The 24,510-nt window shown below is 64.7% G+C and carries 25 protein-coding genes; 10 read left to right on the top strand and 15 right to left on the bottom strand.

Annotated features, from left to right (window positions below; genetic code table 11):
* The first annotated feature begins 71 nt into the window (after positions 1 to 71).
* Positions 72 to 533 carry a preQ(1) synthase gene (gene queF, locus FJW10_RS12805; protein WP_140900365.1) on the top strand — a complete coding sequence of 154 codons (462 nt, stop codon included), beginning with the start codon at positions 72 to 74 and terminating at the stop codon, positions 531 to 533.
* Between the two features lie 11 nt (positions 534 to 544).
* On the opposite strand, the gene FJW10_RS12810 is transcribed toward queF, so the two are convergent.
* The 4 genes from FJW10_RS12810 to FJW10_RS12825 form a co-directional block, all read right to left on the bottom strand.
* Positions 545 to 1,201, bottom strand: a complete 657-nt coding sequence (locus FJW10_RS12810) for a hypothetical protein (protein WP_140900366.1) — start codon at positions 1,199 to 1,201, stop codon at positions 545 to 547.
* 4 nt (positions 1,202 to 1,205) lie between these two features.
* Positions 1,206 to 1,676: a DUF3828 domain-containing protein gene (locus FJW10_RS12815; protein WP_140900367.1), complete on the bottom strand. Its 471-nt coding sequence runs from the start codon at positions 1,674 to 1,676 to the stop codon at positions 1,206 to 1,208.
* Between the two features lie 94 nt (positions 1,677 to 1,770).
* Positions 1,771 to 3,420 (bottom strand): ABC transporter substrate-binding protein, encoded by a 1,650-nt coding sequence (locus tag FJW10_RS12820; RefSeq protein ID WP_140900368.1) that lies wholly within the window; start codon positions 3,418 to 3,420, stop codon positions 1,771 to 1,773.
* A gap of 64 nt (positions 3,421 to 3,484) precedes the next feature.
* Positions 3,485 to 5,035, bottom strand: coding sequence for a trimethylamine methyltransferase family protein (locus FJW10_RS12825; protein WP_140900369.1), 1,551 nt, complete (start codon positions 5,033 to 5,035; stop codon positions 3,485 to 3,487).
* Positions 5,036 to 5,124: 89 nt separating this feature from the next.
* On the opposite strand from FJW10_RS12825, the gene FJW10_RS12830 reads away from it, so the two are divergent.
* Positions 5,125 to 6,027, top strand: coding sequence for a LysR substrate-binding domain-containing protein (locus tag FJW10_RS12830; protein ID WP_140656429.1), 903 nt, complete (start codon positions 5,125 to 5,127; stop codon positions 6,025 to 6,027).
* 51 nt (positions 6,028 to 6,078) lie between these two features.
* Here FJW10_RS12830 and FJW10_RS12835 read toward each other — a convergent pair whose 3' ends face one another.
* Positions 6,079 to 6,387, bottom strand: coding sequence for an antibiotic biosynthesis monooxygenase (locus tag FJW10_RS12835; protein ID WP_140641219.1), 309 nt, complete (start codon positions 6,385 to 6,387; stop codon positions 6,079 to 6,081).
* Positions 6,388 to 6,495: 108 nt separating this feature from the next.
* On the opposite strand from FJW10_RS12835, the gene FJW10_RS12840 reads away from it, so the two are divergent.
* The gene (locus FJW10_RS12840) at positions 6,496 to 7,458 is read left to right on the top strand and encodes a helix-turn-helix domain-containing protein (protein ID WP_140836752.1); all 963 of its coding nucleotides are present in this window, start codon (positions 6,496 to 6,498) and stop codon (positions 7,456 to 7,458) included.
* A gap of 61 nt (positions 7,459 to 7,519) precedes the next feature.
* Positions 7,520 to 9,394, top strand: coding sequence for a DNA mismatch repair endonuclease MutL (mutL, locus tag FJW10_RS12845; protein ID WP_140900370.1), 1,875 nt, complete (start codon positions 7,520 to 7,522; stop codon positions 9,392 to 9,394).
* A 19-nt stretch (positions 9,395 to 9,413) separates the two neighbouring features.
* On the opposite strand, the gene FJW10_RS12850 is transcribed toward mutL, so the two are convergent.
* Together FJW10_RS12850 and FJW10_RS12855 are read right to left on the bottom strand one after the other, a co-directional pair.
* Positions 9,414 to 10,172: a hypothetical protein gene (locus FJW10_RS12850; RefSeq protein ID WP_140900371.1), complete on the bottom strand. Its 759-nt coding sequence runs from the start codon at positions 10,170 to 10,172 to the stop codon at positions 9,414 to 9,416.
* A gap of 120 nt (positions 10,173 to 10,292) precedes the next feature.
* Positions 10,293 to 11,186 carry an EamA family transporter gene (locus tag FJW10_RS12855; RefSeq protein WP_140900372.1) on the bottom strand — a complete coding sequence of 298 codons (894 nt, stop codon included), beginning with the start codon at positions 11,184 to 11,186 and terminating at the stop codon, positions 10,293 to 10,295.
* Between the two features lie 90 nt (positions 11,187 to 11,276).
* Here FJW10_RS12855 and FJW10_RS12860 point away from each other — a divergent pair, with 90 nt between their 5' ends.
* Positions 11,277 to 12,203: a LysR substrate-binding domain-containing protein gene (locus FJW10_RS12860; RefSeq protein WP_140900373.1), complete on the top strand. Its 927-nt coding sequence runs from the start codon at positions 11,277 to 11,279 to the stop codon at positions 12,201 to 12,203.
* A 7-nt stretch (positions 12,204 to 12,210) separates the two neighbouring features.
* Here the strand turns inward: FJW10_RS12860 and FJW10_RS12865 are convergent, their stop codons facing one another.
* Positions 12,211 to 12,816: a hypothetical protein gene (locus FJW10_RS12865; RefSeq protein ID WP_140900374.1), complete on the bottom strand. Its 606-nt coding sequence runs from the start codon at positions 12,814 to 12,816 to the stop codon at positions 12,211 to 12,213.
* A 114-nt stretch (positions 12,817 to 12,930) separates the two neighbouring features.
* On the opposite strand from FJW10_RS12865, the gene FJW10_RS12870 reads away from it, so the two are divergent.
* The 3 genes from FJW10_RS12870 to FJW10_RS12875 all read left to right on the top strand — a co-directional run bounded on the left by FJW10_RS12870 (position 12,931) and on the right by FJW10_RS12875 (position 14,424).
* On the top strand, positions 12,931 to 13,164 hold the full coding sequence (locus tag FJW10_RS12870) for a DUF2093 domain-containing protein (RefSeq protein WP_040986608.1): 234 nt from the start codon (positions 12,931 to 12,933) through the stop codon (positions 13,162 to 13,164).
* A gap of 91 nt (positions 13,165 to 13,255) precedes the next feature.
* On the top strand, positions 13,256 to 13,378 hold the full coding sequence (locus FJW10_RS30945; RefSeq protein WP_281405123.1) for a hypothetical protein: 123 nt from the start codon (positions 13,256 to 13,258) through the stop codon (positions 13,376 to 13,378).
* Between the two features lie 107 nt (positions 13,379 to 13,485).
* Positions 13,486 to 14,424, top strand: coding sequence for a UDP-glucuronic acid decarboxylase family protein (locus FJW10_RS12875; protein ID WP_246674238.1), 939 nt, complete (start codon positions 13,486 to 13,488; stop codon positions 14,422 to 14,424).
* A gap of 75 nt (positions 14,425 to 14,499) precedes the next feature.
* Here FJW10_RS12875 and lpxK read toward each other — a convergent pair whose 3' ends face one another.
* From lpxK to FJW10_RS12905, 6 genes are all read right to left on the bottom strand, one after another.
* Complete coding sequence (gene lpxK, locus FJW10_RS12880; RefSeq protein ID WP_140900408.1) at positions 14,500 to 15,528, bottom strand: tetraacyldisaccharide 4'-kinase; 1,029 nt, start codon at positions 15,526 to 15,528, stop codon at positions 14,500 to 14,502.
* A 74-nt stretch (positions 15,529 to 15,602) separates the two neighbouring features.
* Complete coding sequence (gene waaA, locus FJW10_RS12885) at positions 15,603 to 16,919, bottom strand: lipid IV(A) 3-deoxy-D-manno-octulosonic acid transferase (RefSeq protein ID WP_140900376.1); 1,317 nt, start codon at positions 16,917 to 16,919, stop codon at positions 15,603 to 15,605.
* On the bottom strand, positions 16,916 to 17,695 hold the full coding sequence (locus FJW10_RS12890) for a lysophospholipid acyltransferase family protein (RefSeq protein ID WP_140900377.1): 780 nt from the start codon (positions 17,693 to 17,695) through the stop codon (positions 16,916 to 16,918). The genes waaA and FJW10_RS12890 overlap by 4 nt, the downstream gene beginning before the upstream one ends.
* Positions 17,696 to 17,700: 5 nt before the next feature.
* Positions 17,701 to 17,946: a DUF4170 domain-containing protein gene (locus tag FJW10_RS12895; protein WP_140836792.1), complete on the bottom strand. Its 246-nt coding sequence runs from the start codon at positions 17,944 to 17,946 to the stop codon at positions 17,701 to 17,703.
* 73 nt (positions 17,947 to 18,019) lie between these two features.
* Positions 18,020 to 18,829, bottom strand: a complete 810-nt coding sequence (locus FJW10_RS12900; protein ID WP_140900378.1) for a 3'(2'),5'-bisphosphate nucleotidase CysQ — start codon at positions 18,827 to 18,829, stop codon at positions 18,020 to 18,022.
* Positions 18,816 to 20,159, bottom strand: a complete 1,344-nt coding sequence (locus FJW10_RS12905; RefSeq protein WP_140900379.1) for a TldD/PmbA family protein — start codon at positions 20,157 to 20,159, stop codon at positions 18,816 to 18,818. Before FJW10_RS12905 ends, FJW10_RS12900 begins: the two co-directional genes overlap by 14 nt.
* 410 nt (positions 20,160 to 20,569) lie before the next feature.
* Between FJW10_RS12905 and FJW10_RS12910 the strand changes: the two genes are divergently transcribed.
* Together FJW10_RS12910 and FJW10_RS12915 are read left to right on the top strand one after the other, a co-directional pair.
* The gene (locus FJW10_RS12910; RefSeq protein WP_181177512.1) at positions 20,570 to 22,285 is read left to right on the top strand and encodes a glycosyltransferase; all 1,716 of its coding nucleotides are present in this window, start codon (positions 20,570 to 20,572) and stop codon (positions 22,283 to 22,285) included.
* The gene (locus FJW10_RS12915) at positions 22,285 to 23,391 is read left to right on the top strand and encodes a glycosyltransferase family A protein (RefSeq protein ID WP_140900381.1); all 1,107 of its coding nucleotides are present in this window, start codon (positions 22,285 to 22,287) and stop codon (positions 23,389 to 23,391) included. The genes FJW10_RS12910 and FJW10_RS12915 overlap by 1 nt, the downstream gene beginning before the upstream one ends.
* A 2-nt stretch (positions 23,392 to 23,393) precedes the next feature.
* Here the strand turns inward: FJW10_RS12915 and epmA are convergent, their stop codons facing one another.
* Positions 23,394 to 24,434: an EF-P lysine aminoacylase EpmA gene (gene epmA, locus FJW10_RS12920; RefSeq protein WP_140900382.1), complete on the bottom strand. Its 1,041-nt coding sequence runs from the start codon at positions 24,432 to 24,434 to the stop codon at positions 23,394 to 23,396.
* Positions 24,435 to 24,510: the final 76 nt, after the last annotated feature.

The raw sequence follows: 24,510 nt of genomic DNA on the forward strand, positions 1-24,510 counted from the left end.
CCCGATTGAACGCGGCGCCAAATGATTGCGCTGCCGCCCGTAGAACCGTCGGCGGCAGCAAGGAGTTGCCCATGACCGACGCCAAGAACCTCACCCAGCTCGGCAAGCACGTCGAGACGCCACAGGGCCCCGAACAGGCGGTCCTGGAGACCGTGCCGTTCCAGCGCGGCGACGGCCCGCCGGCGATCGTGCGTTTCACTTGCCCGGAATTCACCTCGCTCTGTCCGGTCACCGGCCAGCCCGACTTCGCCCACATCCTTATCGACTACGCACCCGACCGGACGCTGGTGGAATCGAAGTCGCTGAAGTTGTTCATGACCTCGTTCCGCAACCACGGCGCCTTCCATGAGGAATGCACGGTGATGATCGGCCGCCGCATCGTCGAGGCGACGAAGCCGCTCTGGCTGCGCGTCGGCGGCTACTGGTTCCCGCGCGGCGGCATCCCCATCGACGTCTTCTGGCAGACCGGCGCGCCGCCCAAGGACGTCTGGCTGCCGGATACCGGCGTCGCGCCTTATCGCGGAAGGGGTTGAGCTGATCGCCATCACTCGCACTGGTACTGGCTGAGCGCCCACTCGCCGGTTACCGACAGAAGATCGGAGATCTTCCAGCCGCCGCCGATCTTCTTCAGCTTCCATTCGAGGCGATGCTGATGGCCTTCGACGACGAAGGCGACGACCACCTTGGCCTGGTCGCCATTGACGGCCTCGATGGTGCGTAGGCTCTTGTCGATGGCGAGCTTGTCATAATCTGCATTGTCGAGCGCCATGTTGGGATCCAGGCATTCGCCCTGCCCCGAGGCGCGCAGCGCATCGCTCTTGTCGAGCACGGTTTTCGCCGGATCGGCGAAGTTCTTGCGCTGGGCCGGATCGAGCTCGAGCCCGAGATGGTCGTAGAAGGGCTTGACCACCGCCGTCGGCGATCCAGGCAGGACAGGCGCGGGCGGCGGCAGTTCGGCCGGCTTGCTTTCCGGCGCCTGGGTTGCGGCGGGCGGCGAGGTATCGACCGCAGGCGGCGACTTGTCGTCCGCAGGCGGCGACTTGTCGTCCGCAGGCGGCGACTTGTCGTCCGCAGGCGCATTGTCGCCCGAGGACGCGTTCGGCGGCGGCGCGCCGAAGAGCCCCTGCGCCGAGGCGCCGCCGTTCAGCCCCGCGGCCAGCATCGACAAGCTCGACAGCGCAAGGACAAGACGACGAAGCACGGCATCACTCCGTCGAGGCGCCGCATTCCAGCGCGCTGAGCTTCCAGTCGCTGGTCTTGGAGGTGATGTCGGCGATCTTCCACTTGCCGTCCACTTTCTTCAGCGACCACACCATTTCGCGTTTGGAGTCATTGCCTTCCGGGAAAAGATTGAAGTTGGCCGTCACCTCGGCCGTATCGCCATTGACGGTCTCGGTGAGCTTCAGCGTCTTCGACAGGGTCTTCTGATCGAAATCCTGGGCGTCGAGGCCGGGGTCGAAATCGATGCAGGACACCTCGTCGGGCTTCTCCTTCTGCGCCTTGTCGTTGGCTTCGAACAGCCTGGTGACCGGCTCGGTGAAGCGGTCGCGATATTTGGCGTCCGCCTCGAACTTCACTTCCGGCACGTAGAAGAACTTCACGGCGTGGGAAGCCGGCCCGGCGAGCGCGGCGTCGAAGGCCATCGACATGGCAGCGGCAAGCACTATCGGCTTCATGCAGGATCTCCGGAGGTTCGGCGGCGTGGTGGCAAGATCGCCACCACGCATCCTGCATATCGGCTTTTTTGCGGCTCATGAAGTCCAGGCGCGCTCAGGCATCCAGCCAGACGTTTTGGAAATCCATTTCGTAGGTCTGGTGCATCGTGTAGTTCTTCACCTTCTTGTTCATATGGCAGTAGAGCTTCTGCCAGAAGGGCTGGATGATGACGCCGGAATCCTGCAGGATCGTCTCGACATCCTTCATCACCTCCTTGCGCTTGGCGACGTCGATGAGCGACAGCGCCTCCTTGAGCTTGGCGTCGAAATCCGGATTGGAATAGGCCGTTTCGTTCCAGGCCTCGCCGGTACGGTAGCCGAGCGCCAGCACCTGGACGCCCAGCGGGCGCATGTACCAGATGGTCATGGAATAAGGATATTTCGTCCAGTCGTTCCAGAAGGTCGAGCCAGGCAGCACCGTGCGCTTCACCTTGATGCCGGCGTCGCGCAACTGGCCGGCGATCGCGTCGCCGGTATTCTTCTGCCATTCGTCCTCGACCGTGATCAGCTCATGCTCGAAGTCGGCCTGGCCAGCGTCGGCCATCAGCTTCTTGGCGCCGGCGGCGTCGCGCTCCTTCTTGGGCAGCGGGTAGTATTCGGGATGGATCGGGCTGACATGGTGGTTCTCGCCGACCGTGCCGCGCCCACTGTAGCCGAGCTGCATCACCTGGTTGTTGTCGACCGCCATTTGCAGCGCGTTGCGCACCCGCTTGTCGTCATAGGGCTTGTGCGTGACGTTGGTGCGGGCAACGAGCGTGGTTGCCGTCGCCACCTCCGATTTCACCAGGTCCATCTTGTCGAGCGGATCGATGAAGTCGGCCGGCGTCTCGAAATCGAGATCGATCTCGCCGGAATCGAAGGCATTGAGCGTCGCGTTGAAGTCGGTGCCGTAATCGATGAATTCCACACCGTCGAGCGGCGCCTCGCCGCCCCACCACTTGCCGTTCTCGCGGCGCTTGACGACCGCCTTCGACCCCACCGAATAAGACACCAGCTCGAAGGCTCCGGTGCCGATCGGCTTCTTGACCGGATCGGCGCCATCCTTGTCGAAGTCGCGGTGCACGACCAGGGCCGGATAGTCGGTGAAGCCCGGGATGATGGCGATATCGGCTTCGTTGAGCTTCAGCTTGACCGTGTGGTCGTCGACCTTGGTGATCGCGCCATCCTTGGCCTTGCCGGTCTTGGCGTCGATCAGCGCGCCGACACGGGCGGCCATGGAATTGCCGGACGCCCCCTTCTCGCACCAGCGGTTCAGATTGGCGACCACGTCGTCGGCGTTGAAGGCATCGCCATTGTTCCAGGTGACGCCCTTGCGCAGATGCAGCGTGTATTCGGTGGCGTCGTCATTGACGTCCCAGCTTTCGAGCAGCACCGGCTCGAAGGTGAACTGGTGCGTGTAGCGCACCAGCGGTTCGAGCCAAGTGCGGGTGACATTCGCCATTTCGGTCCAGTCATAGGTGCGCGGGTCCTTCTGCGCCTTGACCGACATCGCGACATGCAGCGTTCCGCCCTTCTTGGGCTCATCGGCGAGCGCCTTGGTCGGCGCGGCAAGGCCGAGCATGCCATAGGCGAAAGCCGTCGATGCGCCGAAGGCGCTCGCCAGAGCCAGGAATTCGCGCCGGTCGACACGACCCGCCCGCGCCTCCTCCGCCATCGCTTCGATAGCGGCCGGGACCCGGTCACCATTGCTTCTGAAAAATGTCATTCTCGTTCTCCCATTGATTTGATCGAGTCTTCGCCCGTTTTGGTTCAACTAACGCTGCTATCCATCAACTAACGCTGTCCGGCAGCTTTTCCTCACGCCGCGCGATCAAATCCGCGAGACCCTCTGCAATGCCCTCGTCGAGCTTCGGCTCCTGGTAGTCGGCGAGCATGGCGCGCGCCTTGTCGCGGCCGCGCGTATCGTGGTCCTTCGCGCCTTCGGCGTTCCATTGCTCGAAGGAATTGAAGTCCATGATGTTGGGCATGAAGAAGGCGCTCTCGAAATGCTCGAGCGTGTGCTGCGTGCCGAGGAAATGCCCTTGCGGACCGACCTCGCGGATCGCCGCCATCGCCTCCTTGAAATCGTCGAAAGGCACGCCGCCGGCATATTTGTACCAGCCGACGAGCTGCTCGCAGTCAGTGGCGAATTTCGAATAGCCGCAGGTGAGGCCCGCTTCCAGCCAGCCGGCGGAATGCCAGATGTAATTGGCGCCGGAGAGGATCGCGGCATGCATCAGCATGTTCGCCTCATAGCCGGCCTGCGCGTCGTTGAGCTTGGAGCCGACATGGAAGCCGGAGGTGCGCCAGGGCAATTTGTATTTCCTGGCCAGCGCGCCCATCAGATACATCATCTGGGCCGCCTCCGGCGTGCCGCCCATCGGAGCGCCGGTCTTCATGTCGACGGTGACCATGAATTGGCCGTAGATCTGCGGCGAGCCCGGGCGGATGAGCTGGGTCAGGGCCACGCCGGCAAGCGCCTCGGCGTTGACCTGCGCCACAGCCCCGACGGCGGAGGCCGAGGTCGACGCGCCGCACAGCGCGAAGGGCGCCAGGATCAGCGGCTGATTGTGGCTGGCATAGACCCGCATGGCGTCGATCATCGTGGCATCCCACACCAGCGGCGAATTGCAGTTGGTGATCGCCACCAGCACAGGGTTGTCGCGCACGAAGTCCTCGCCGAAGACGATGCCAGCCATCGCCATCGTGTCCTCGGCGCGTTCCTTCGACGTCACGATGCCCATGAACGGCTTGTCGGAATGTTTCAGCGCCGAATGGATGATGTGGAGATGCCGCTTCGGCACGGCGATTTCCATCGGCTCGCAGATGACCGAGCTCGACGAATGCAGCGCCGGCGCCATGTAGGCCATCTTGTGGAAATTGTTGAGGTCGGCGAGCGTGCCGTAACGGCGCTTGTTGTCGAGGTCGCGGATATAGGGCGCGCCATACATCGGCACGAAGATCGAGTTCTTGCCGCCGACGCGCACGGTGCGCTCGGGGTTGCGCGCGTTGAGCGTGAATTCCGCCGGAACCTTCGAGACGAGTTCCATCAGCAAAGCGCGGTCGATGCGGACACGCGTCTCCCGCACGTCGGCGCCGGCCGCTTTCCAGAGCTCGATCGCCCCGTCGTCGCGGAATTCGCACCCCACCTCCTCGAGGATCTTGAGCGATTCCTCGTGGATCAGCTCCACCGCCTCGTCAGGCACAATCTCATAAGCGGGGATATTGCGGACAAGGGTCGGGAAGGACGCGATCGGCGCGCTTCTCAGCGCCTTGCGGCCAAGACGGCCACCGCCGCGGCGGTGGGTCTGTTCGGTCAATTCAACGGCCGGTGCGTTCATGGAGCCTCCTTCTTCCCGCCACTCACGTTAGCGAGGCAAAATATGGCTGTGACGCTGGAAAATCCTGATCTTCTGTATAAGCTCACCTTATGCGAAGCCTGCGCCACCTCCTGCCCTCAGCCGGCAGCCTCATCGTCTTCGAAGCCGCGGGCCGGCTGTCGAGCTTCACCGCCGCCGGACGCGAACTCGGCATGACCCAGGCGGCCGTCTCCTATGCCGTGCGCGGCCTGGAGGAGCAGCTCGGCGCCAAGCTCTTCCAACGGCGCCACCGCCAGGTGATTCTGACGGAGGCCGGCGAGCGCTTCCATGCCGACGTTTCGCTCGGCCTGTCGCATATCCGCAAATCGGCGGAGGACCTGCGCCTGCAGGCGACGGGCGGGCACGTGACGCTTGCCGCCTCGACAGCCTTCGGCTCGTTCTGGATGATGCCGCGCCTGCAGCAGTTCCGCGACGAACTGCCGGGCGTCGACCTGCGCATCCAGACCGCCGACCGCGATCTCGACATCATCGCCGAGGGCATTCCGCTCGGCGTGCGCGGTGGCGTGCCGCGCGACTGGCCGGACTATCACTCGCTGTCGCTCTCCGACGAGGAGATCTTCCCGGTCGCGGGACCGAGCTATCTCGCCAAATTCGGCAAGCCGAAGACGGTCGAGGAACTGGCCACGCACCGGCTGATCCATCTGGAGGAGCCCTACCGCGAGGCGCCCAACTGGGACGAATGGTTCGCGTCCGCCGGAACCAGCCTGCGCAATGCCGAGCGCGGGTTGCGCATCAACGATTACGCGTTGGTGATCCAGGCGGTGATGGAGGGACAAGGCATCTCGCTCGGATGGCGGCATCTGGTTGAGCGGCTGGTTGCGTCCGGGCTGCTGGTGCCGGTGACCGACCATGTGATGCGGACCGGCATCGGCTTCCACGTGATCTGGCCGAAGAACCGCGACCTCAGTGACAATGCGCGTAGGGTCAGGGATTGGCTGGTGGCGCAGGCGTGAAACTGCGCACCGCAAGCCGGCGTATAGCCAGTTCACGGTGCGTCGACAGGCTCACACCGAGCCGTCGTTCTTCAACCCGAGCACATCGATCCTGTCGATGGTCGGCGGTCCGGCAAACAGCGTCTCTGCGTTGGCCATCAAGGCCTTGGCGATCTCGCCGGTGAGATGCGCCTCGCGCCCGGCTTCGTCGTGAAAGGCGTCGAAAACGCCGAAGACGCTTGGCGAAAGCTGCAGGGCAAACCAGATCGGCGTCCCGGCCTCCCGGTTGGCAAGCTGCAGCCCGGCCTGCAGGAAGGCGGCGACGTCCTTTTCCTTGCCGGGCTTGGCTTCGAAACGGGCGAACAGTGCAAGCTTGATCATTTCTTCTCTCCTTCGGTGCACGGCCAGATCGACCGTCGCGGAGCAGGGTCGCAGCACTGAAGCGAAAACAGTATTGGCAGAAATGACTTCTTTGATATCATTCCTGCCATGAACATTTCCGTACTTGTTCTCGACGGCGCATTCGACACCGGGCTGGCCTGCGTTCTGGACGTCTTCGGCACGGCCAACGAACTCGCCGCCATGCTGCCGGCGCCGCCCAACCGCTTCGTCACCACCATCGTGGGGGTTAGCGACAGCGTGCGCACCGCACAGGGAATGCAAGTGCCAGTCGTGCCGATTGGCAGCGAACCAGCCCCCGACTGGCTTTTGATCCCTGCCCTCGGCCAGAAAATGCCCGAGCCACTGGGCGCCGCGCTGAAGCGGAGCGATGTCGGCGCGGCGGTCGAAGCGCTGCAGGCTCGTGCCGGCGACGGCACACGCATCGGCGCGGCGTGCATCGGCACCTTCGTTCTCGCCGAAAGCGGCCTGCTCGACGGACGGCCATCGACGACGACATGGTGGTTGGCGCCGATGTTCAGGCAGCGTTATCCCGGAATACGGCTCGACGCTTCGCGCATGCTGGTCAATGACGGCCAATTCGTCACCGCGGGCGCAGCGCTCGGCCATATCGATCTCGCTTTGCTGGTGATCCGGCAGGCAAGTCCGGAGCTCGCTGCGCTGACCGCGAAATATCTGATCGTCGACAGCCGGCCGCTGCAATCTGCCTACGCAATTTCAGATCACCTTGCCCATTCGAATCCGCTGGTCGAGCGCTTCGAACGCTGGGCGCGTGGACGGCTTGCCGACGGTTTCAACCTCGATGAGGCGGCCGCGGCGCTCGGCGCCAGCAAGCGCACACTGTCACGGCGCGTCAACGATGTGCTGGGCAAGACGCCGCTGTCCTTCTTCCAGGACCTGCGCGTCGAACAGGCGGTGCATCTCTTGAAAACCACATCGGACAGCGTCGAGGAGATCGCGGCCAAGGTCGGCTACGGCGATGGCGTGACGCTGCGCAACTTGTTGCGGCGACGGCTGCGCAAGGGGGTGCGCGAGATCCGCGCCGCCAGCTGATCCACCGACGCCGTCATTCTGCCCCTCCCCCACCGGCCGCGAATCCGCCTATAGTCCCCTCATGCCCATCCGCCAGCTTTCCGAAACGATGATCAACCAGATCGCCGCCGGCGAGGTCATCGAGCGTCCGGCGAGCGTGGTGAAGGAGCTGGTCGAGAATGCGCTCGACGCGGGTGCCAGCAAGGTCGAGGTCGTCACGGCGGGCGGCGGGCTGAACCTCATCCGCGTCACCGATGACGGCTCGGGCATTCCTGAAAAGGAGCTGGCGCTGGCGATCGCGCGGCACTGCACCTCGAAGCTCTCCGACGACATCCACGACATCCGCTCGCTCGGCTTCCGCGGCGAGGCGCTGCCCTCGATCGGTTCCGTCGCGCGGCTGTCGATCCGCTCGCGCACGGCAAGCGGCGACAGCGCAGCCGAGATCGGCATCGACGGCGGCCGCGTCTTACCGGTGAAGCCGGCGGCGGCCAATCGCGGCACCACGGTCGAAGTGCGCGACCTCTTCTTCGCCACGCCGGCCAGGCTGAAATTCATGAAGGGCGAGCGCGCCGAAAGCTCGGCCACCGGCGATGTGGTGAAGCGCATCGCGATCGCTTTCCCGGCCGTGCGCTTCACGCTTGCCGGTCCCGACCGCTCGACGCTGGAACTGCCGGCTACGGACGACACGCCGGAAGGTCGCCTTGCCCGCGTCGCGCAGGTGATGGGCAGGGATTTTCCCGACAATGCCATTGCCATCGATGCCGCGCGGGAGGGTGTCCACCTCGCCGGCCACGTCTCGATCCCGTCCTACACACGGGCGAACGCGCTGCAGCAATATGCCTATGTCAACGGACGGCCGGTGCGCGACAAGTTGATCGCCGGCGCGATCCGCGGCGCCTTCGCCGACGTCCTGCCGCGCGACCGACATGCGGTGACCGTGCTGTTTCTGTCGCTCGATCCATCGACCGTCGACGTCAATGTGCATCCGGCCAAGGCCGATGTGCGGTTCCGCGATCCCGGCCTGGTGCGTGGGCTGATCGTCGGCGCCATCCGCGAGGCGCTGGCCGGCGCCGGCATCCGCGCGGCGACCACGGGGGCCGCCGGCATGATGGCGGCATTCCGACCGGGAGCGGCGCCCTACTCGCATGCCGGCCCGGCCAACGGCCATCGCAGCTACGAGGCCGCTTATCACGCTTCCGGCTCCGGAGGCTTCGATCCGTTGCGCTCGGCGCAGCGACCACTCGACATGGGCTACGGCGAACCAAGGCCGCGGTCCAACGGCTTTGCCGAAAACGAGCAGGCCGCCTTCGACACCGGCCCGCTCGCCAGCGCCGATGTCCGCGCCGGCATGGCCGAACCGACTGAGGCGCTGCTCGGCATGGTGCTGGGTGCGGCGCGCGCGCAGGTGCATGAGAACTACATCGTCGCCCAAACGAGGGATTCGCTTGTCATCGTCGACCAGCATGCCGCGCATGAGCGGCTGGTCTATGAAGCGCTGAAGAACGCGCTGCATGCGCGCGCGGTACCCTCGCAGATACTGCTTTTGCCCGAGATCGTCGACCTGCCGGAAGAGGATGCCGAGCGGCTGGCCATGCATTCCGACACGCTCGCCAAATTCGGCCTCGGCCTCGAGCGCTTCGGCCCCGGCGCGGTGGCGGTGCGCGAGACGCCGTCCATGCTCGGCGAGACCAATGTGCAGCAGCTGGTGCGCGACCTTGCCGACGAGATCGCCGACAACGACACCGTCGAGACGCTGAAGGAACGGCTGGACAAGATCGCCGCGACCATGGCCTGCCACGGCTCGGTGCGCTCGGGCCGGCTGCTCAAGGCCGAGGAGATGAATGCGCTGCTGCGTCAGATGGAGGCGACGCCGGGGGCCGGCACCTGCAACCATGGCCGCCCGACCTATATCGAGCTCAAGCTCGCCGACATAGAAAGGCTGTTCGGGCGACGGTGAGCGCGCCTGACGACCGGCATCATTTCCTTTTGCGGTATTTTTTGGCCTTGGGACTGAAGGCGTAGTCCTCGGTGTGGCCGGCGCCGCCACCGCGGAAATTCACCGCGATGATGTCCTTGCCGCCCTCCACCCACTTCTGCACATTCATGTAGATGGGGGTCATCAGCATGCCGGCGTTGCAGTCCGGGTCATCGAAGCCGATTTCCTGAACGGCCTTGCTTTTCCGTTTGTTGATGACCCGCAGTCCGGTCATGCAGATGCCGGCGTCGGATTTCGTGTAGATGCCGGCAAACCGATCGGTGGCCGTCTCGGCCCAAAACGGAATCTCGACGGTTCCGCCGAGTTTCAAGTCGCCGGTGTCGTCAAGGCTCGCGACCTTCTTCAGCGTGACGGGGTATTTGTCCGCGCCCTTGCTCCAGTTTCCCGTCGCGGCATCTTCGCCGAGTTCGAGGGAGAACGGACACCCGGTGGTGTCGACGGGTGACTTCGACCCCCTCACCAACACGCGCTCGAATTCCTTGTCGTCCGCGATTTCGCATAGCGTGAGCCTTTGGCCGTCCGCCTTGCCGTAGATTGCAATGGGGCTTTGCCTGGCGTCGTAGAAATAGCTTCCCTCGACGGTGATGCCGCTGCCGAAGCTGGCATAGCGCTGCAGGGAGAGATGGACCGGGTTCGGTCCGATGGAGCCTTCGTAATTCTCCACCTGGTACCAGCCCGCGAAGGCTTTCCCGCTCAGCAGCAGCAAGCAGAAAACCGTGGCAATGAAGCCTCTTCCCATACCGATCCCCTCCGTCAAGGCGGATCAGGATAGCTTGCCTCACGTCCGCATCACAGGGGCCGCCTGGTTGCCAAACTCAACTTGTCGGTTCGAGTCTGGAAGCGGTCACAATCCATTGAATCAGCGCTTCAAATTCACCACGACGACGCCACCCAGCGCCAGCGCGCCGCCGAGGATGCCGAGCAGCGACGGCACTTCGCCCAGCCAGAAGAAGCCGATCAAGGCGGAGGTCGGCGAGACGAGGTAGAGAAAGTTCGAGGCGCGGGCGGCAGGCAGGCGCGACAGCGCGGTCGCCCAGGCGGCATAGGCGATCAACGAGGGTACGATGCCGAGATAGATGACGGCGCCGAGACCGGCGGTGTTGGCGACCGCTGCCTGCGAAAACGCTTCCGGCAGGAACGGCGACAGGCAGAGCGCGCCGAGCACCATATTGGAGGCCGAAATCGTCAGCGGATGATGGCGGGCAAAAAGCGGCTTCTGGACGATGGTGTTGACGGCGGAGCACAGGGCGGAACCCAGGACAAGCAGCGCGCCGGCGTTGAAATGCAGGCCGTGTCCGTCCGCGACCGCGATGATGCCGATGCCGGCAAAGGAAATGACCGTGCCGAGCCACGCCAAACGCGAGAAGCGTTCGCCGAGCAGCGCCATCGCCATGATGGCGGTGAAGATCGGGCTGACATTGATGATGAAGCCGGCCGCGCCCGCCGAGACGGTGAGCTCGCCGAAATTGAGCATGGCGGTGTAGAGCGCGACGAAGATGGCGCCGCCGAAGCCGAAGCGCCACAATTCGTCGATCCTGGGCAGAGCCGGGCGCTTCACCGCGAGGAAGATGGCGGCCGGAACCGCCGCGATGGCAAAGCGCAGCGCCCCTAACTCCAGCGGCTGGAAAGCGGCAAGGCCGGCGCGGATCGCCGGGAAGGCCGAGGCCCAGCCGATGACCGTCAACGTCACCGCGACCGCAGCGGTGGTGTCCATGCGCTGTGTCTCATTCAACGTGCCGGTGTAAGCGTTCATTACCGTAACCTCGTCTTTCCGTGTCATGGACGCAGAAAACGCCATTGCCGGGCAATTGACAAACGACCAATTCGAGGGTCAGCTGTGAGCATGGATCACAGCTCTGACCAGATACTGCCGCTTGAAACCTTGCGCGCCTTCGATGCGGCGGCGCGTACGGGGAGTTTTTCCGCGGCGGCTGAAAAGCTCAACCTCACCCATGGCGCGGTGAGCCGCCAGATCGCCAAACTGGAGGACTGGCTCGGCTTGAAGGTGTTTGAGCGCAACGCCCGCGGCGTGACGCTGACGATCGAGGGTAACCGCCTGCATTTGCGGACCGCCGAGGCTTTCGCGCTGATCTCGTTCAACTCCGACCGCTGGGTCGAGCCGCGCGGCACCGCCGTGGTGCGGCTGGCCTCGATCCCGTCGGTAAGCGGGCTGTGGCTGATGCCGCGCATGGCCGCATTGGAGAACCATCCGACCAAGCTGCGCATCGTGCTCGACGTCGACAACCGCCAGGCCGACCTCGCCGACGAAGGCATCGACCTTTCGGTGCGCTGCGGGCGCGGCCGCATCCCGGGCCGCGTCTCGGTGCAGCTTTTCGAGGAACAGATTTTTCCCATCGCCTCGCCGGAATTCGCCAAGGAGATCGGGCAAGGCGATCCTGCCCGGCTGCTGAAGTTCCCGCTCATCAACGATTCCGACGCGTCGGGCTGGCGCGCCTGGTTCGCGGCGCAGGACGTGGATTATCGCCCGCGCCCGCAGGACCGGCGTTTCGAAGACTATAATCTGGTGCTCGACGCGGCGGCGCACGGGCTGGGTATCGCGCTGGCGCGACCGCCGCTCACGGCGGACCAGGTCCAATCCGGCCGTGTCGTCGCCGTCGATGGGCGCGTTGCGCTCAATCCGGTGTCTTATTGGATGGACCGCCCGGTCGGCCGGCCGCGCGCGGCGGCGGCGGATCTTGCCAGGCGCATCGCCGAACAGGCGGGGCTTGCTCCGGAAAAACTCGAAGCCTTCCTGCAGGACGACGTCTAGAGCAGGGTTAGCGAAGCAGCAGCACCGTGATCGTTGCCGTCACCGCCGAGACGATGGCCGTGACAACCGAGATCGTCCAAAGGGATATCGGCGCGGATTCCGATCGCGGGGCATGTCCAGCCGGGCGGACGGAGGCACCGCGCGGCTGAGGCGCGTTGGCATTGGCCGCGACCAGCGCTGAAGCGGAAGCGATAGCCGGCGAAAATGTGGATGATGCCGGCGGCGCAACCGCGGGCCTGGACGTATTGTCGGTAACCGCTGCCGGTGGCGGGACGAAGCCGCGTCGAGCCTGATCGGTATCCGTCGCCGCCTTGCCCGTCGAGGGTCTTGCCGGCGTATCGTCGGTGGCGGCATCGGGCTCCATGACGGCCCGGTAGGCGTCCTCGACCTCGGAAGACGACAGGCGTTGCGATGCCTGAACCGCAGGGCGCGGCAGCGCGCTTTGCAGCGACTGGGCCGCGATTTGCGCCGCCTGCCCCGTCGTGGGCGCCGGCGGCTGGACCAGCGTCTTGATCAAAGCCGCCGTCGCCGGATCGGCCTTGGGCGAGGGCACCGCCTGCGGGGTGAGCGCCTCATTGATCAGCGTGTTCAAGCGGGTCGGTGTGATGTCCATGCCGGGCTTCCGGAACCATTTGCCGCTGCAGCCATATCGGATGAGCATTGCGTCAAGCTTGACGTTGCTTACGATTTATGGCGATTGAAACCCGATGAACTGCAGCGTCCTTTCATGATGAACCGTTTCGAAGGCCCGGGCGGCAGGGAAGCCCGGATCCGTTATCTCGACGGCGACTTCCAGGTCACCAGTCCCGGCTCTTTCGTGCGCTGTGCGGTGACGGGCGAGAACATTCCGCTCGACGAGCTCAAATATTGGAGCGTCGCCCGGCAGGAGCCCTATGTGAATGCCGCGGTGTCGCTTGCCCGTGAGATCGAGATGCACCCGGAATTGCGCAAGCGGGGATAAGCATGCAAGCCGCGGCCATCGATCTCGACCGCTTAGGGCACTGAAAGACTTCAGAAAATCTCTCAAGATCTTTGTTCGCCTGCTGCTTATCATGCGGCGCGGCGACGCCTCGACTTCCGAGCCGCGCGACAGGGATTGGCATTTCGATTTCGAAAGCAAGCTCAATGTCGAGCGCGACGAGGCGATCCCGCAGGCGATGCGGCGCGCAGTATAGCCGCAGCCACTTCTTCCCTTCCCGTCGATGGCTCGTCGTTTCAGTGCTGACACTTTCGCCTTTCTGGGGCTATAGACAGCAAAGGGCGACGGGTACGGGGGTCTATTGTGAAGGTTCTTGTGACGGGTGGGGCCGGCTTTATCGGCTCGCATCTATGCGATCTGCTGCTGGCGCAGGAACGCCAGGTAATATGTGCCGACAATTTTTCGACCGGCTCGGAGAAAAATATCGGTCATCTTCTGGGCAATCCACATTTCGAGTTTCTCAGGCACGACGTTACCGTGCCTCTCAAAGTCGAAACGGAAGAAATCTTCAATCTCGCCTGCCCAGCCTCGCCCGTTCACTATCAGCGCATTCCGATCGAGACGACCAGGACCTGCGTCTATGGGGCGATCAACATGCTCGACCTCGCATGCGTTTCCGGAGCCAGGATCCTTCAGGCATCGACATCCGAGGTCTATGGCGATCCGCAAGTCCATCCTCAGACCGAGGCCTATTGGGGCCACGTCAATCCGATCGGGCCGCGCAGCTGCTACGACGAAGGCAAGAGATGTGCCGAGGCGCTGTTCTTCGACTACTGGCGTCAGTCGAAATTACCCATCAAGGTGGTGCGCATATTCAATACTTACGGACCCCGTATGCACCCGTCGGATGGACGCGTGGTCAGCAATTTCATCGTCCAGGCCCTGCGGAACGACCCCATAACAATCTACGGCGACGGAAGCCATACGCGCAGCTTCTGCTATGTTGACGACCTCGTCGACGCGATGGTTCGGATGATGGCAACGCCCGACGATTTCGTAGGCCCTCTCAACGTCGGCAACCCGACGGAAGTCACGATCCTGGAACTGGCCGAACTGGTATTGAGCCTTGTTGGCGGCAAGTCCAAAATCGAGTTCGAACCCCTCCCGCAAGACGATCCCCGCCAGCGCCAGCCCGACATAGATCTGGCGCGAGCGACGTTGGACTGGTCCCCTCGCGTCGCTCTCGAGGATGGGCTCGGCGAGACGGTTCGCTACTTCCGCCGCGTGATCGACGGCAATTGACGGCGGGCGCCGTTTTAAGTCTTGTTTTCATGCACGTCGTTGTCGCAAAACCGCTGCGCTTTTGCGCGACATGCATTAGCCCCGCATCTTGCGCAGGCGCCAGGCGTCGAGCGTTTCGTCGATTATGCGTTCGGGCACATGATCGAGCTCGAACACGGCCTCGATATCGAGCACGTCCAGTTGGGCGAGGAACCCGGCGGGCGTCTCGCCATGGCGCAGCCGAGCGGCGTCCTTTGCCGTCGTGACGAGGCGCAGTCCCTCCTGACGGGCAAGCGCCAGGAGGTCGGCAAGCTCGTCCTGGGCGTAGAAATGATGATCCGGGAAGGCTCGCGACAGCGCGACCTCGCCGCCCGCGCCGCGCACCGTGTCGAAGAATTTCTCCGGATGGCCGATGCCGGCGAAGGCCAGGAAGCGCCCGCCGGCGAAGCGCGACGAGTTGGCCGGCTCGACATGCGCCAGGAAGATTGGCCGGCCGGCGCGCGCCGCCTGGCGCACGACGCCATCGGCGGCGGCCCCCTCGCCCATCTTCAGCAAGCCGCTGGTGAAGACCAGTTGGTCGACGACCCTGGCGCGGAGCGGCCCGCCCGGGATGACGCGGCCGTTGCCGATGCCGAAGCGGGCGTCGACCACGACCAGCGCATAGTCGATGTGGATTCGCGCCGACTGGAAGCCGTCATCCATGATCAGGAAGTCGCAGCCATGTTCCTCGATGAGCAGCTTCGCGCCGGCGGCGCGGTTCGCCGTCACCGCGACGGGCGCATGTTCGGCCAGAAGCAGCGGCTCGTCGCCGACATGCTTGGCGGCGTCATGATGCGCGTCGACGACATGCGGCTTGGCGAAAGAACCGCCGTGACCGCGCGACAGGAAGCCTGGCGTGAGTTGCATGTGCCTGGCCTGTTTGGCCAAGGCAATGGCGACCGGGGTCTTGCCGCTGCCGCCAACGGTAAGGTTGCCGACGCACAACACCGGCGCCTCGACCTTCTCGCGCGGGGCATGGCGCATGCGGCGGCCGGCGACCAGCCCATAGACCGCCGATGCCGGCGACAACGCGAAGACGCGCCAGTCCGGCCTTTCCCACCAGAAGGGTGGCGCTTCGCTGGTCATCGCGCCTCCCCCATGCGTCTCGGCTTCGCGCATGGACTTTTCCAAAAACCGGTCCCGATTTTTGGCATCATGCGCTAGCGCCCGTTTGCGCCTTTCAGGCGCGCCTTGACGACCAGAGGCTGGATATAGGGCTCCAGCGATTTCAGCGTGCGGGCAAGCGCGCCGCGCATTTCGTCGACGGTGGCGGCCCCCGCCGCCATCATCTCGTGACGCGCCGCTTCGTTGGTCAAAAGGAAATTGACGGCACCGGTCAGCATGTCGCGGTCGCGCACCAACTTGGCGCCGCCGCTGTCGAGCAGGCGCTGATAGGCCTCGCGGAAATTCTGCACGTTGCGACCGGCAAGCACGGCGGTTTCGAGCATCGCCGGCTCGAGCGGGTTCTGGCCGCCTTCCGAGGTCAGCGAGCGGCCGACGAAAGCGATCTCGGTCAGCCTCAGATAAAGGCCCATTTCGCCGATCGTATCGCCCAGAAGGATATCGGTGTCGGGCGAGATGCGGTCGCCCTTGCCGCGCCGTGCGACCGTCAGCCCCATGCCGGAAATCTGCGCGGCAAGCGCGTCGGCGCGGTCGGGGTGACGCGGCACGATGATGGTCACGAGCCCATGATGGCGCTTGTGCAGGCTGGCATGGACCTCGGCAGCCACCACCTCCTCGCCGTCATGGGTCGAGATCGCCGCCCAGGTCGGGCGACCGCCGATCTGGCGCTGCAGGGTGGCCAGAGCCCGCTCGTCGACGGGCGGCGGGTTGGTGTCGACCTTGAGGTTACCGGAGACGGTGACGGGCCGGGCGCCGAGCGCGCGGAAGCGCTCGCCGTCGACATCCGACTGGGCGATGACATGGGCGAGGTTCTCGAACAGCGCCTCGGCAACGCTGGAGCGCTTCTTCCAGGACATGAAGGAGCGGTCCGACAGCCGGCCGTTGACCAGAACCTGCGGCACGTTGCGGGCGCCAAGTTCCAGGATGGTCATCGGCCAGATTTCCGATTCGGCGATGATCGCCAGTTCCGGCCGCCAGTGATCGAGGAAGCGGCTTACCGCTGGCTTGAGATCGAGCGGCACATATTGGTGGATGATGCGGCTGCCGAGACGCTCTTCGGCGACCTTGGCCGAGGTCACGGTGCCGGTGGTCAGGACGATGTTGACGCCATAGTCGAGGATGCTCTCGACCAGCGGCACCACCGCGATCGTCTCGCCGACGCTCGCCGCATGGATCCAGATCACCGGCCCTTCCGGCCGGGGACGGCCGGCAACGCCGTAGCGCTCGCGGCGGCGGACGCGATCCTCCTTGCCGCGCGAGGCGCGCCAGGCGACATAGGGTCCGATCAGCGGATAGGCGGCCGCCCCCGCATAGCGGTAGGCAGTGAGGGCCGCGCGTGCCCAACGCTCGCTCATTTTCCGCCGTCCACGAGGCGATAGGCCTCGGCCGTCGCGGCATTGAGAGAGGCTGTGACCTCCTGGCGCTTGCGCTCCATCTCGGCCTCGTCGGCATCGGCCGGCACGAAGACCGGCGGCCCCACGATAACCGCGGAGCGGCCGAATGGCAGGTTGATGGTGGTCTTGTCCCAGCTCTTCTCCAGCACTTTGCGACGACTGGTGGCGATGGCCGAGGGCAGGATCGGCCGGCCGGAAAGCCTTGCCAGAAGAACGATGCCAAGCCCCGCGTCACGCGGCGTGCCATTCGGAATGTCGGCGATCATGGCAACGTTCTTGCCGGCGACGAGCGCCTTCCTCAGCGCGATCAAGGCTTTGGCGCCGCCCTTGTCCAAATGCCTCGAACTGTCGCGGCCGCCGGAGCCGCGCACCGCCTCGATGCCGAATTTCTCGATCATCAGCGCCTGGAGCTCGGCGTCGGCGCTGCGCGAAACCATGGCGACCAGCGGCCGGCCCTCGGGGTAATAGGCAGGGGTCAAAAGATGCTGGCCGTGCCAGAGCGCGATGATGCCCGGCTCAAGATGCGCATGAGCGCCGCCGGCGACCCGGGTCGAGCCTTCGACGAGCGGGCTGGTGACGCGAATCAACCGCAGGAACCAGGCGAACAGGCTGGCGATGAAGTTCTTGACGAAACTCGACTGCGCCAACGGCTCGCGGATGCGCCGCCACAGCGTGCGCGTTCCGCCGCGTCTGTCGGCGCGCCGCCGGGTCGGCCCTTTCACCGCTTCATGCTCCATCGACGTCAACCGCCGACCTTCGATTCTGGATCGAGCAAACGGTGCAGATGAACAACGAAATAGCGCATATGAGCATTGTCGACACTGGCCTGCGCCTTGGCTTTCCAGGCGCCAAGCGCGGTTTGATAGTCAGGATAGATGCCGACAATGTCGAGAGAGTCGAGATCGCGGAACTCGGTTCCACCCAGCTTTTTCAGCTCGCCGCCGAACACCAGGTGCAAAAGCTGCTTCTTTCCGTCTTCCGCGGTCATGCCGATCCTTCGCATATTCATGAATTGTGACAGGTCTAGACCAAAGCGGCCGGTTTTGGAACTGCCGGCCGCCTCACCCTTCGTCAAGCCCGGCAATGACGCCGGCAAGCACGCCGAGCAATTCGCCGCTGCCGGCGGCGAGCGCGCCGTGATTGATCACCTCGCCGGCGTAGCGCGGCGGCTTGCCGGCACGGTCGAGCAATGCTCCGCCCGCCTCGGCAAGGATGAGATCGGCGGCGGCGATGTCCCAGTCATGCGCGCTCGGCTTGACGAAGGTCGCGTCGAGCTTGCCTGCGGCGATCATCGCCAGCCGATAGGCAAGCGAAGGAATGTAGGCCGTCCGCCGCAGCCTTTCCTGCCAAGCCTGCGGCATCAAGTCGACCAGCGGCTTGGGGCCGCCGATATCGACGCTTTCGCCCAGCGGCCGCACATGGATGCGCTTGTCGTTGAGATAGGCGCCCTCGCCCGGCAGCGCCCAATAGGTCTCGCGCTTGGCCGGGCATTCGAGCACGCCGGCGAGCGAGCGCCCGTCCTCGACCACGGCGACGCTGACGCACCAGGAATGCAGGCCATCGAGAAAGCCGCGCGTGCCGTCGATCGGGTCGACGACGAAGGTGCGGCGGGCAGACAATCTGGCATGGTCGTCGGCGGTTTCCTCCGACAGCCAGCCATAATCCGGACGCGCCCGGAGCAAGGTCTCGCGCAGATAAGCGTCCACCGCATGGTCTGCCTCGCTTACCGGCGAGGTACCGCCCTTCATCCACACCTGCGGGTTGTTGCCGAAATAACGCATGGCGATGGCGCCAGCCTCGCGAGCGGCCTCGCGCAGCAGAGCGAGGTCGTCGCGGGCCTCATTCGAAGTCAACTGGTCAAGCGCCGGCAAGGGTCATCCCTTCAATCAGGAGCGTCGGCGCCGCCGTGCCGAAATTGCGGTCGAGATCGTTGGCCGGCACCATGTTGAGGAACATGGTCTTCAGGTTCGAGGCGATCGTGACCTCGGCCACCGGATAGGCCAACGCGCCGTTCTCGATCCAGTAGCCGGAGGCGCCGCGGCTGTATTCGCCGGTCACCATGTCGACGCCCTGGCCGAACACCTCGGTGACATAGAAGCCACTCTTCAACGACGCGATCAGATCTTCCGGCGAACGACCGCCCGGCTCGATGGCAAAGTTGGTCGAGGACGGCGAAACCGACGAGCCGCTGCGCGAGCCGCGGCCATTGGTGACGAGGCCGAGCTCGCGCGCGGCCGAGGTCGACAGGAACCAGTGGTTCAAGACGCCCTTCTCGACCATCAGCAGCTTCTCGCCCTCGATGCCCTCGCCATCGAAGGGGCGCGAGGCCTGGCCGCGCCGCCGCAAAGGGTCGTCGGTGACGGTGATGGCGGCCGAGGCCACTTCTCTGCCCATCATGTCGCGCAGGAAGCTGGTCTTGCGGGCGACCGCGGCGCCGTTGATGGCGCCGGCCAGATGGCCGGCTATGCCGCGCGCGACGCGCGGATCGAACACCACGTCGACCGGGCCGGTCGCCGCCTTGCGGGCGCCGAGGCGGCGCACCGCGCGTTCGCCGGCCTTGCGGCCGATCTCTTCCGGTGCGTCGAGATCGGCGAAATGCTGGCGCGAGGAGAATTCATAGTCGCGCTCCATCGCCGTGCCCTCACCCGCGATGACGCTGGTCGAGCGCGAGAAACGCGAGGCGACATACTGGCCGACAAAGCCATGCGAGGTGGCGAGAACCAGGCCGCCCAGGCCGGCGCCGGCGCTGCTGCCCGCGGAATTGGTGACGCCCTTGACCGCCAATGCGGCCGCTTCGGCGGCAAGGGCGGCTTCCTTGAGCTGGTCGGCCGAAACTTCGGTCGGATCGAAGAGGTCGAGATCGCGCAAATTGCGGGCGAGCAGCGCCGGATCGGCGAGACCTTGGAACGGATCCTCGGGCGAAACCCTGGCCATGGCGACCGCGCGCTCGGCAAGCGCAGTCGGGTCGGATGCGGCGGTGGCCGAGACGCTCGCCACGCGCTGGCCGACGAAGACGCGCAGCGAGACATCCTCGCTCTCCGACGATTCGGTGCCCTCGACCTTGCCCAGCCGGACCGAGACGCCGGCCGAACGGCCGCGGACCGCGACCGCGTCGGCCGCGTCGGCGCCGGCGCGCCTGGCAGCCTCGACGAGGGCCGCGACGCGATCGGTCAATTTCGCTGCGTCGAGCTTATCGGTCATGCGGTTGTTCCTGTTTGTTCACGCGGTCTGTCAGGTCGGATCCGGCCGCGCGTCCATTCGTGCGCGCCACGGCACCCATCGCTGGACGCTGAGGCACCATCTCCGGATGCTGACGCACCATCTATTGTTCCATTGCCGCTTGTGCAATGGGCGCGGGACAATCAGGATACCGCGACCAAAAGCGACAGGAAGGGGTTCCGATCGCTGGAAGAGCGTTTCACGCTCTCATGACGGGGGGCTTGGCCGCGTGCCCGCTTCGGCGCCGGGCTGACGGGTCAAGTCAGTAGGGTCGAGCCTATGGGGGAAGGATGGAGTATTTCGTCGGTGGAGAGTTTACCCATGACTGGACCTCCCATCACCTGAAGCTTTGGGAGGAGCTTCTCGGCGACAAAGCCGGCACGGCGGCGGCGGTGCTCGAAATCGGCTCGTTCGAGGGCCGTTCGGCGCTGTTTTTCCTGCAGTTCCTGCCAAAATCCCGCATCACCTGCGTGGACAGCTTCCAGGGCAGCGAAGAGCATGTCGGACTTGGCTCGAAGTATGAATCGGACATGGCCGAGGTCGAACGGCGCTTCGACCGCAACCTCAAGCTCTTCGCCGGCCGGGTCGAGAAACGCAAGGGCCACTCGGTAACGATCCTGCCGGGCCTTGCCGCCGAACACCGGCTATACGACGTGATCTATGTCGATGGCGACCATTGCGCCACGTCCGCTTACAGCGACGCCCGACTGGCCTGGGACCTGCTCGACAATGACGGTGTGATGATCCTGGACGATTACCGGTGGGGGCCGGATCTGCCGACGGCCAGGCGCCCCGAGGCCGGGATCGAAGCCTTCCTGAGCCAGGTCGCCGGAGAGTACGAGCTGTTGCACAGGGGCCAGCAGATCGTCATTCGCAAGAGCGAGATCGTCGCGACCAAGTCATTCACGATCGCCGGACGCGACATCGAGGGACTGGCCGGCGGCGCGCTGTCGCCGCCGCTCGTCAGCTTCGTCGTCATCAACTGGAATTACGGCCGCTATGTCGGCGCCGCGATCGATTCCATACGCCGGCAGGACTATCCGCATTTCGAATGCATCGTCATCAACAACGGCTCGACCGACGACAGCGCGGAGGTGATCGCCCGACATGCAGAAGGCGATCCGCGTTTCCGGGTCGAGACGCTGGCGCGGAACCATGGCCAGCTCGGCGCCGCCCTGTGGGCTTTGGACAAGGTGAATGGCGGGTTCGTCACCTTCGTGGACGCGGATGACGTGCTGTTCGACAACTACGCTTCGACGCACATCCAGGTGCATATGGCATTGCAACGAAGCGTCGGCTTCACCTCGGCCAACGTCGCGGAGATGGACTCGACAGGCACGGCCCTGACGGCCTCGTACCAGCAACTCCAGTTGAACAGACCGGACGCGCAACGAGGCCTCCGAGGTGAGCGGACCGTGCTGCGGCTGCCGACCGTCACCCCGTCGCAATACCGGCTCCTCGACGCCAGCACGGCGACCATACCGCGGTGGCACATCGGCTGGCTCTGGGCGCCGGGCAGCGCCAACATGTTCCGCACCTCGGTCCTGCGTCTGTTGCGGTTGGACGATGGCGGCAAACCTTGGATGGCGTCGGCCGACGGCTATTTCAATACGATATGCCATGCGGTAGCCGGCAGCGCGCTGATCGACATGCCCTTGTCCGGCTATCGCCTGCACTCGAGCAACTATTTCGCGACCGGTGAAAGCATCGAGGGCATGCGTGGCGGAACAAGAGATTACACTATCAAGTTGGAGCAATTCACATATGAAAGCGTAAGGTTCCTGATCGAACAAAGCGACCGTTTCGACTGGCTTCTGGGGGCAGAGTTTTGGCCTGTCGTAGACCGGGTCACACGGGAAAACCCTGACAAGTTGCGCGACTATTTCAGCAATGAGATCGCGGTCGAGATATTCAAGCGCAACGCGCCGCAATTGAGGTCTGTCTTCGGTGCCAAAGGATTCAGCAGGGAGGTCACGGCCCGATTTTCCGGCGCTCAGGCAAGATCTATTCTCAGAGCCGGTTTCGGAGGCCGAATTCCGATGCGCGTCCTTCGCAAAACGTTGTCCCGCGATCTCCGCGCCTTCCTGAAGAGGAAGCCGAAACGATAATGACCGCGCCGAAAATCAGCTTCCTCATCATCAATCACAATTACGGGCGCTATGTCGGCCAAGCGATATCGAGCGTTCTGTCGCAAACTTATGACGATTTCGAATGCCTCGTCGTCGACAACGCCTCGACCGACGACAGCCGCGATGTCATCGCGGGGTTCGAGAACACCGACCCCAGGCTGGCGTTCGAATATCTGGACAGCAACCTGCACCAGATGGGCGCGTTCCTTGACGTCGTGGATCGCCTGGCGGGGGAATTGGTCTGTATCATGGACGCCGACGATTTCCTGTTCGCGACCTTCGCGGCCTTCCATGCCCAGCTTCATCGCGACTGCCCGACGATCGCGGCAACATCGAGCGGCGTTCTTGAAACCGATCATGCCGGGCGGCCGCTGTCTTCCGGTTTTGCATGGCTGCTGCACCGCAGGGTGGGCAGGCCCTTCAATCCCGATCGCTCAAATTCAGATCACATGATCTTGGGAGGACGAGAGCGCGAGCTGCTCTGGCAACAGTCCACGGTGATAGAACCGCACGAGCCCGGCTGGCACTGGTCGCCTGGAACGGCGAACATGTACAAGCGGCATTACCTTGCCCGATGCAAGCCATCTCGGGCCGTTGTCGGCAATGCCGCGACCGACAATTATTTCATGCCGTTCGTGCATGCCTTGGCTGGTTCGGCCTGTATAGATCTTCCGCTTTCGGCGTACCGAATTCACGGAAGCAACGTGCATGGCGCGCAGCCCTCCATGCCGGGCCTGAGGACATTCAGCAAAGCCGCCCATCAGCGCTCGTGCGCGCGGCGAAGCGCCATCGTGCGCGAACTGGCTTCACGCGCCCGGGATTTTGTCTCGACCCACGGACGTGCTTTCTGGACCCTGATGGATGCCCCCAGCGTGCCGGATGGGGTTCCGTTGAACGCATATTTCAACGACCCTGCAATTCAGGATATTTTGGCCGATCACTTCGACGAGATCCTGGCGGCATGCGGAGAAGCCGAGACGCGCGAGGCTTTGCGCGCCCGCATGGGGCGCAAAGGTTACAAACAATTCCTGGCCTCGCAGAGTCGGGGAAAATCCGGACCTGACTCAAAGGCCAACGGCGGCTGACATCACGCCACCGGCGCCCAGATCACGTCGTCGATCCTTGCGGCCCCCGTCGCCAGCATCACCAGCCGATCGAAGCCGAGGGCCGAGCCGCTGGCTTGCGGCATGTTGGCCAAGGCGGCGAGGAAATCCTCATCCAGCGGATAGCGCTCGCCATAGACACGCTCCTTCTCGTCCATCTCGGCGATGAAGCGGCGACGTTGCTCGGCAGGGTCGGTGAGCTCGCCGAAGGCGTTGGCGAGCTCGACGCCGCAGCAATAGAGCTCGAAGCGCTCGGCGACGCGCGGATCCTCGGCGCTCGGCCGGGCGAGTGCCGCTTCCGAAATCGGATAGCCGTAAAGGACGGTGGCGCGCCCCTGCCCCAGCGCCGGCTCGATCTTTTCGACCATCACCCGGCTGAACAGGTCGGCCCAGTTGTCGTCGGGCGCGGTGCGCAGTCCGGCTCGGACCAGCGCTTCGTGAAGCGCGTCGCGGTCGGTGCTGCCGTCGACCGACACGGTCGCAAGAAGGTCGATGCCTGCATATCGAGTAAAGGCTTCGGCCACGCTCAGCCGCTCCGGCTCGGCGAACGGGTCGGCCTCGCGACCGCGGAAACGGAAGCTTGTGGCGCCGGCTTTTTCCGCGGCGAGCGCCAGGAAGTCGGCGCAATCGTCCATCAGGCGTTCAACCGGATCGCCGACGCGGTACCATTCGAGCATGGTGAATTCAGGGTGATGCAGCGGCCCGCGCTCGCGGTTGCGCCAGACGGGGCCGAGGCTGAAGATGCGTTCCTCGCCGGCGGCGAGCAGCTTCTTGCAGGCGAATTCGGGCGACGTGTGGAGATAAAGCGGCCGGCGCAATGTGTCGGGCCCGATCGCCTCGGTGGCGAAGGCGGCAAGGTGCGCCTCGTTGCCCGGTGAAACCTGCAGCGCCGAGGTCGTCACCTCGACGAAATCGCGTTGCGCGAACCAGCCGCGAAGGGCGGCGGCGATGGCATTGCGCGCCATCAGCCGTGGCCGGCGGTCGGCATGGATATGCGGCGTCCACCAGGGCGAGGCGGCGGTCATGGGCAGGAAAATCGCTCGGCAGGCTGGCGGTTCAGCGCAAGATGCGCTAGGGCGCAGGCGATGGCCGCCGTCGCCG

The organism is Mesorhizobium sp. B4-1-1, assembly GCF_006439375.1.
Taxonomy (GTDB): Bacteria; Pseudomonadota; Alphaproteobacteria; order Rhizobiales; family Rhizobiaceae; genus Mesorhizobium.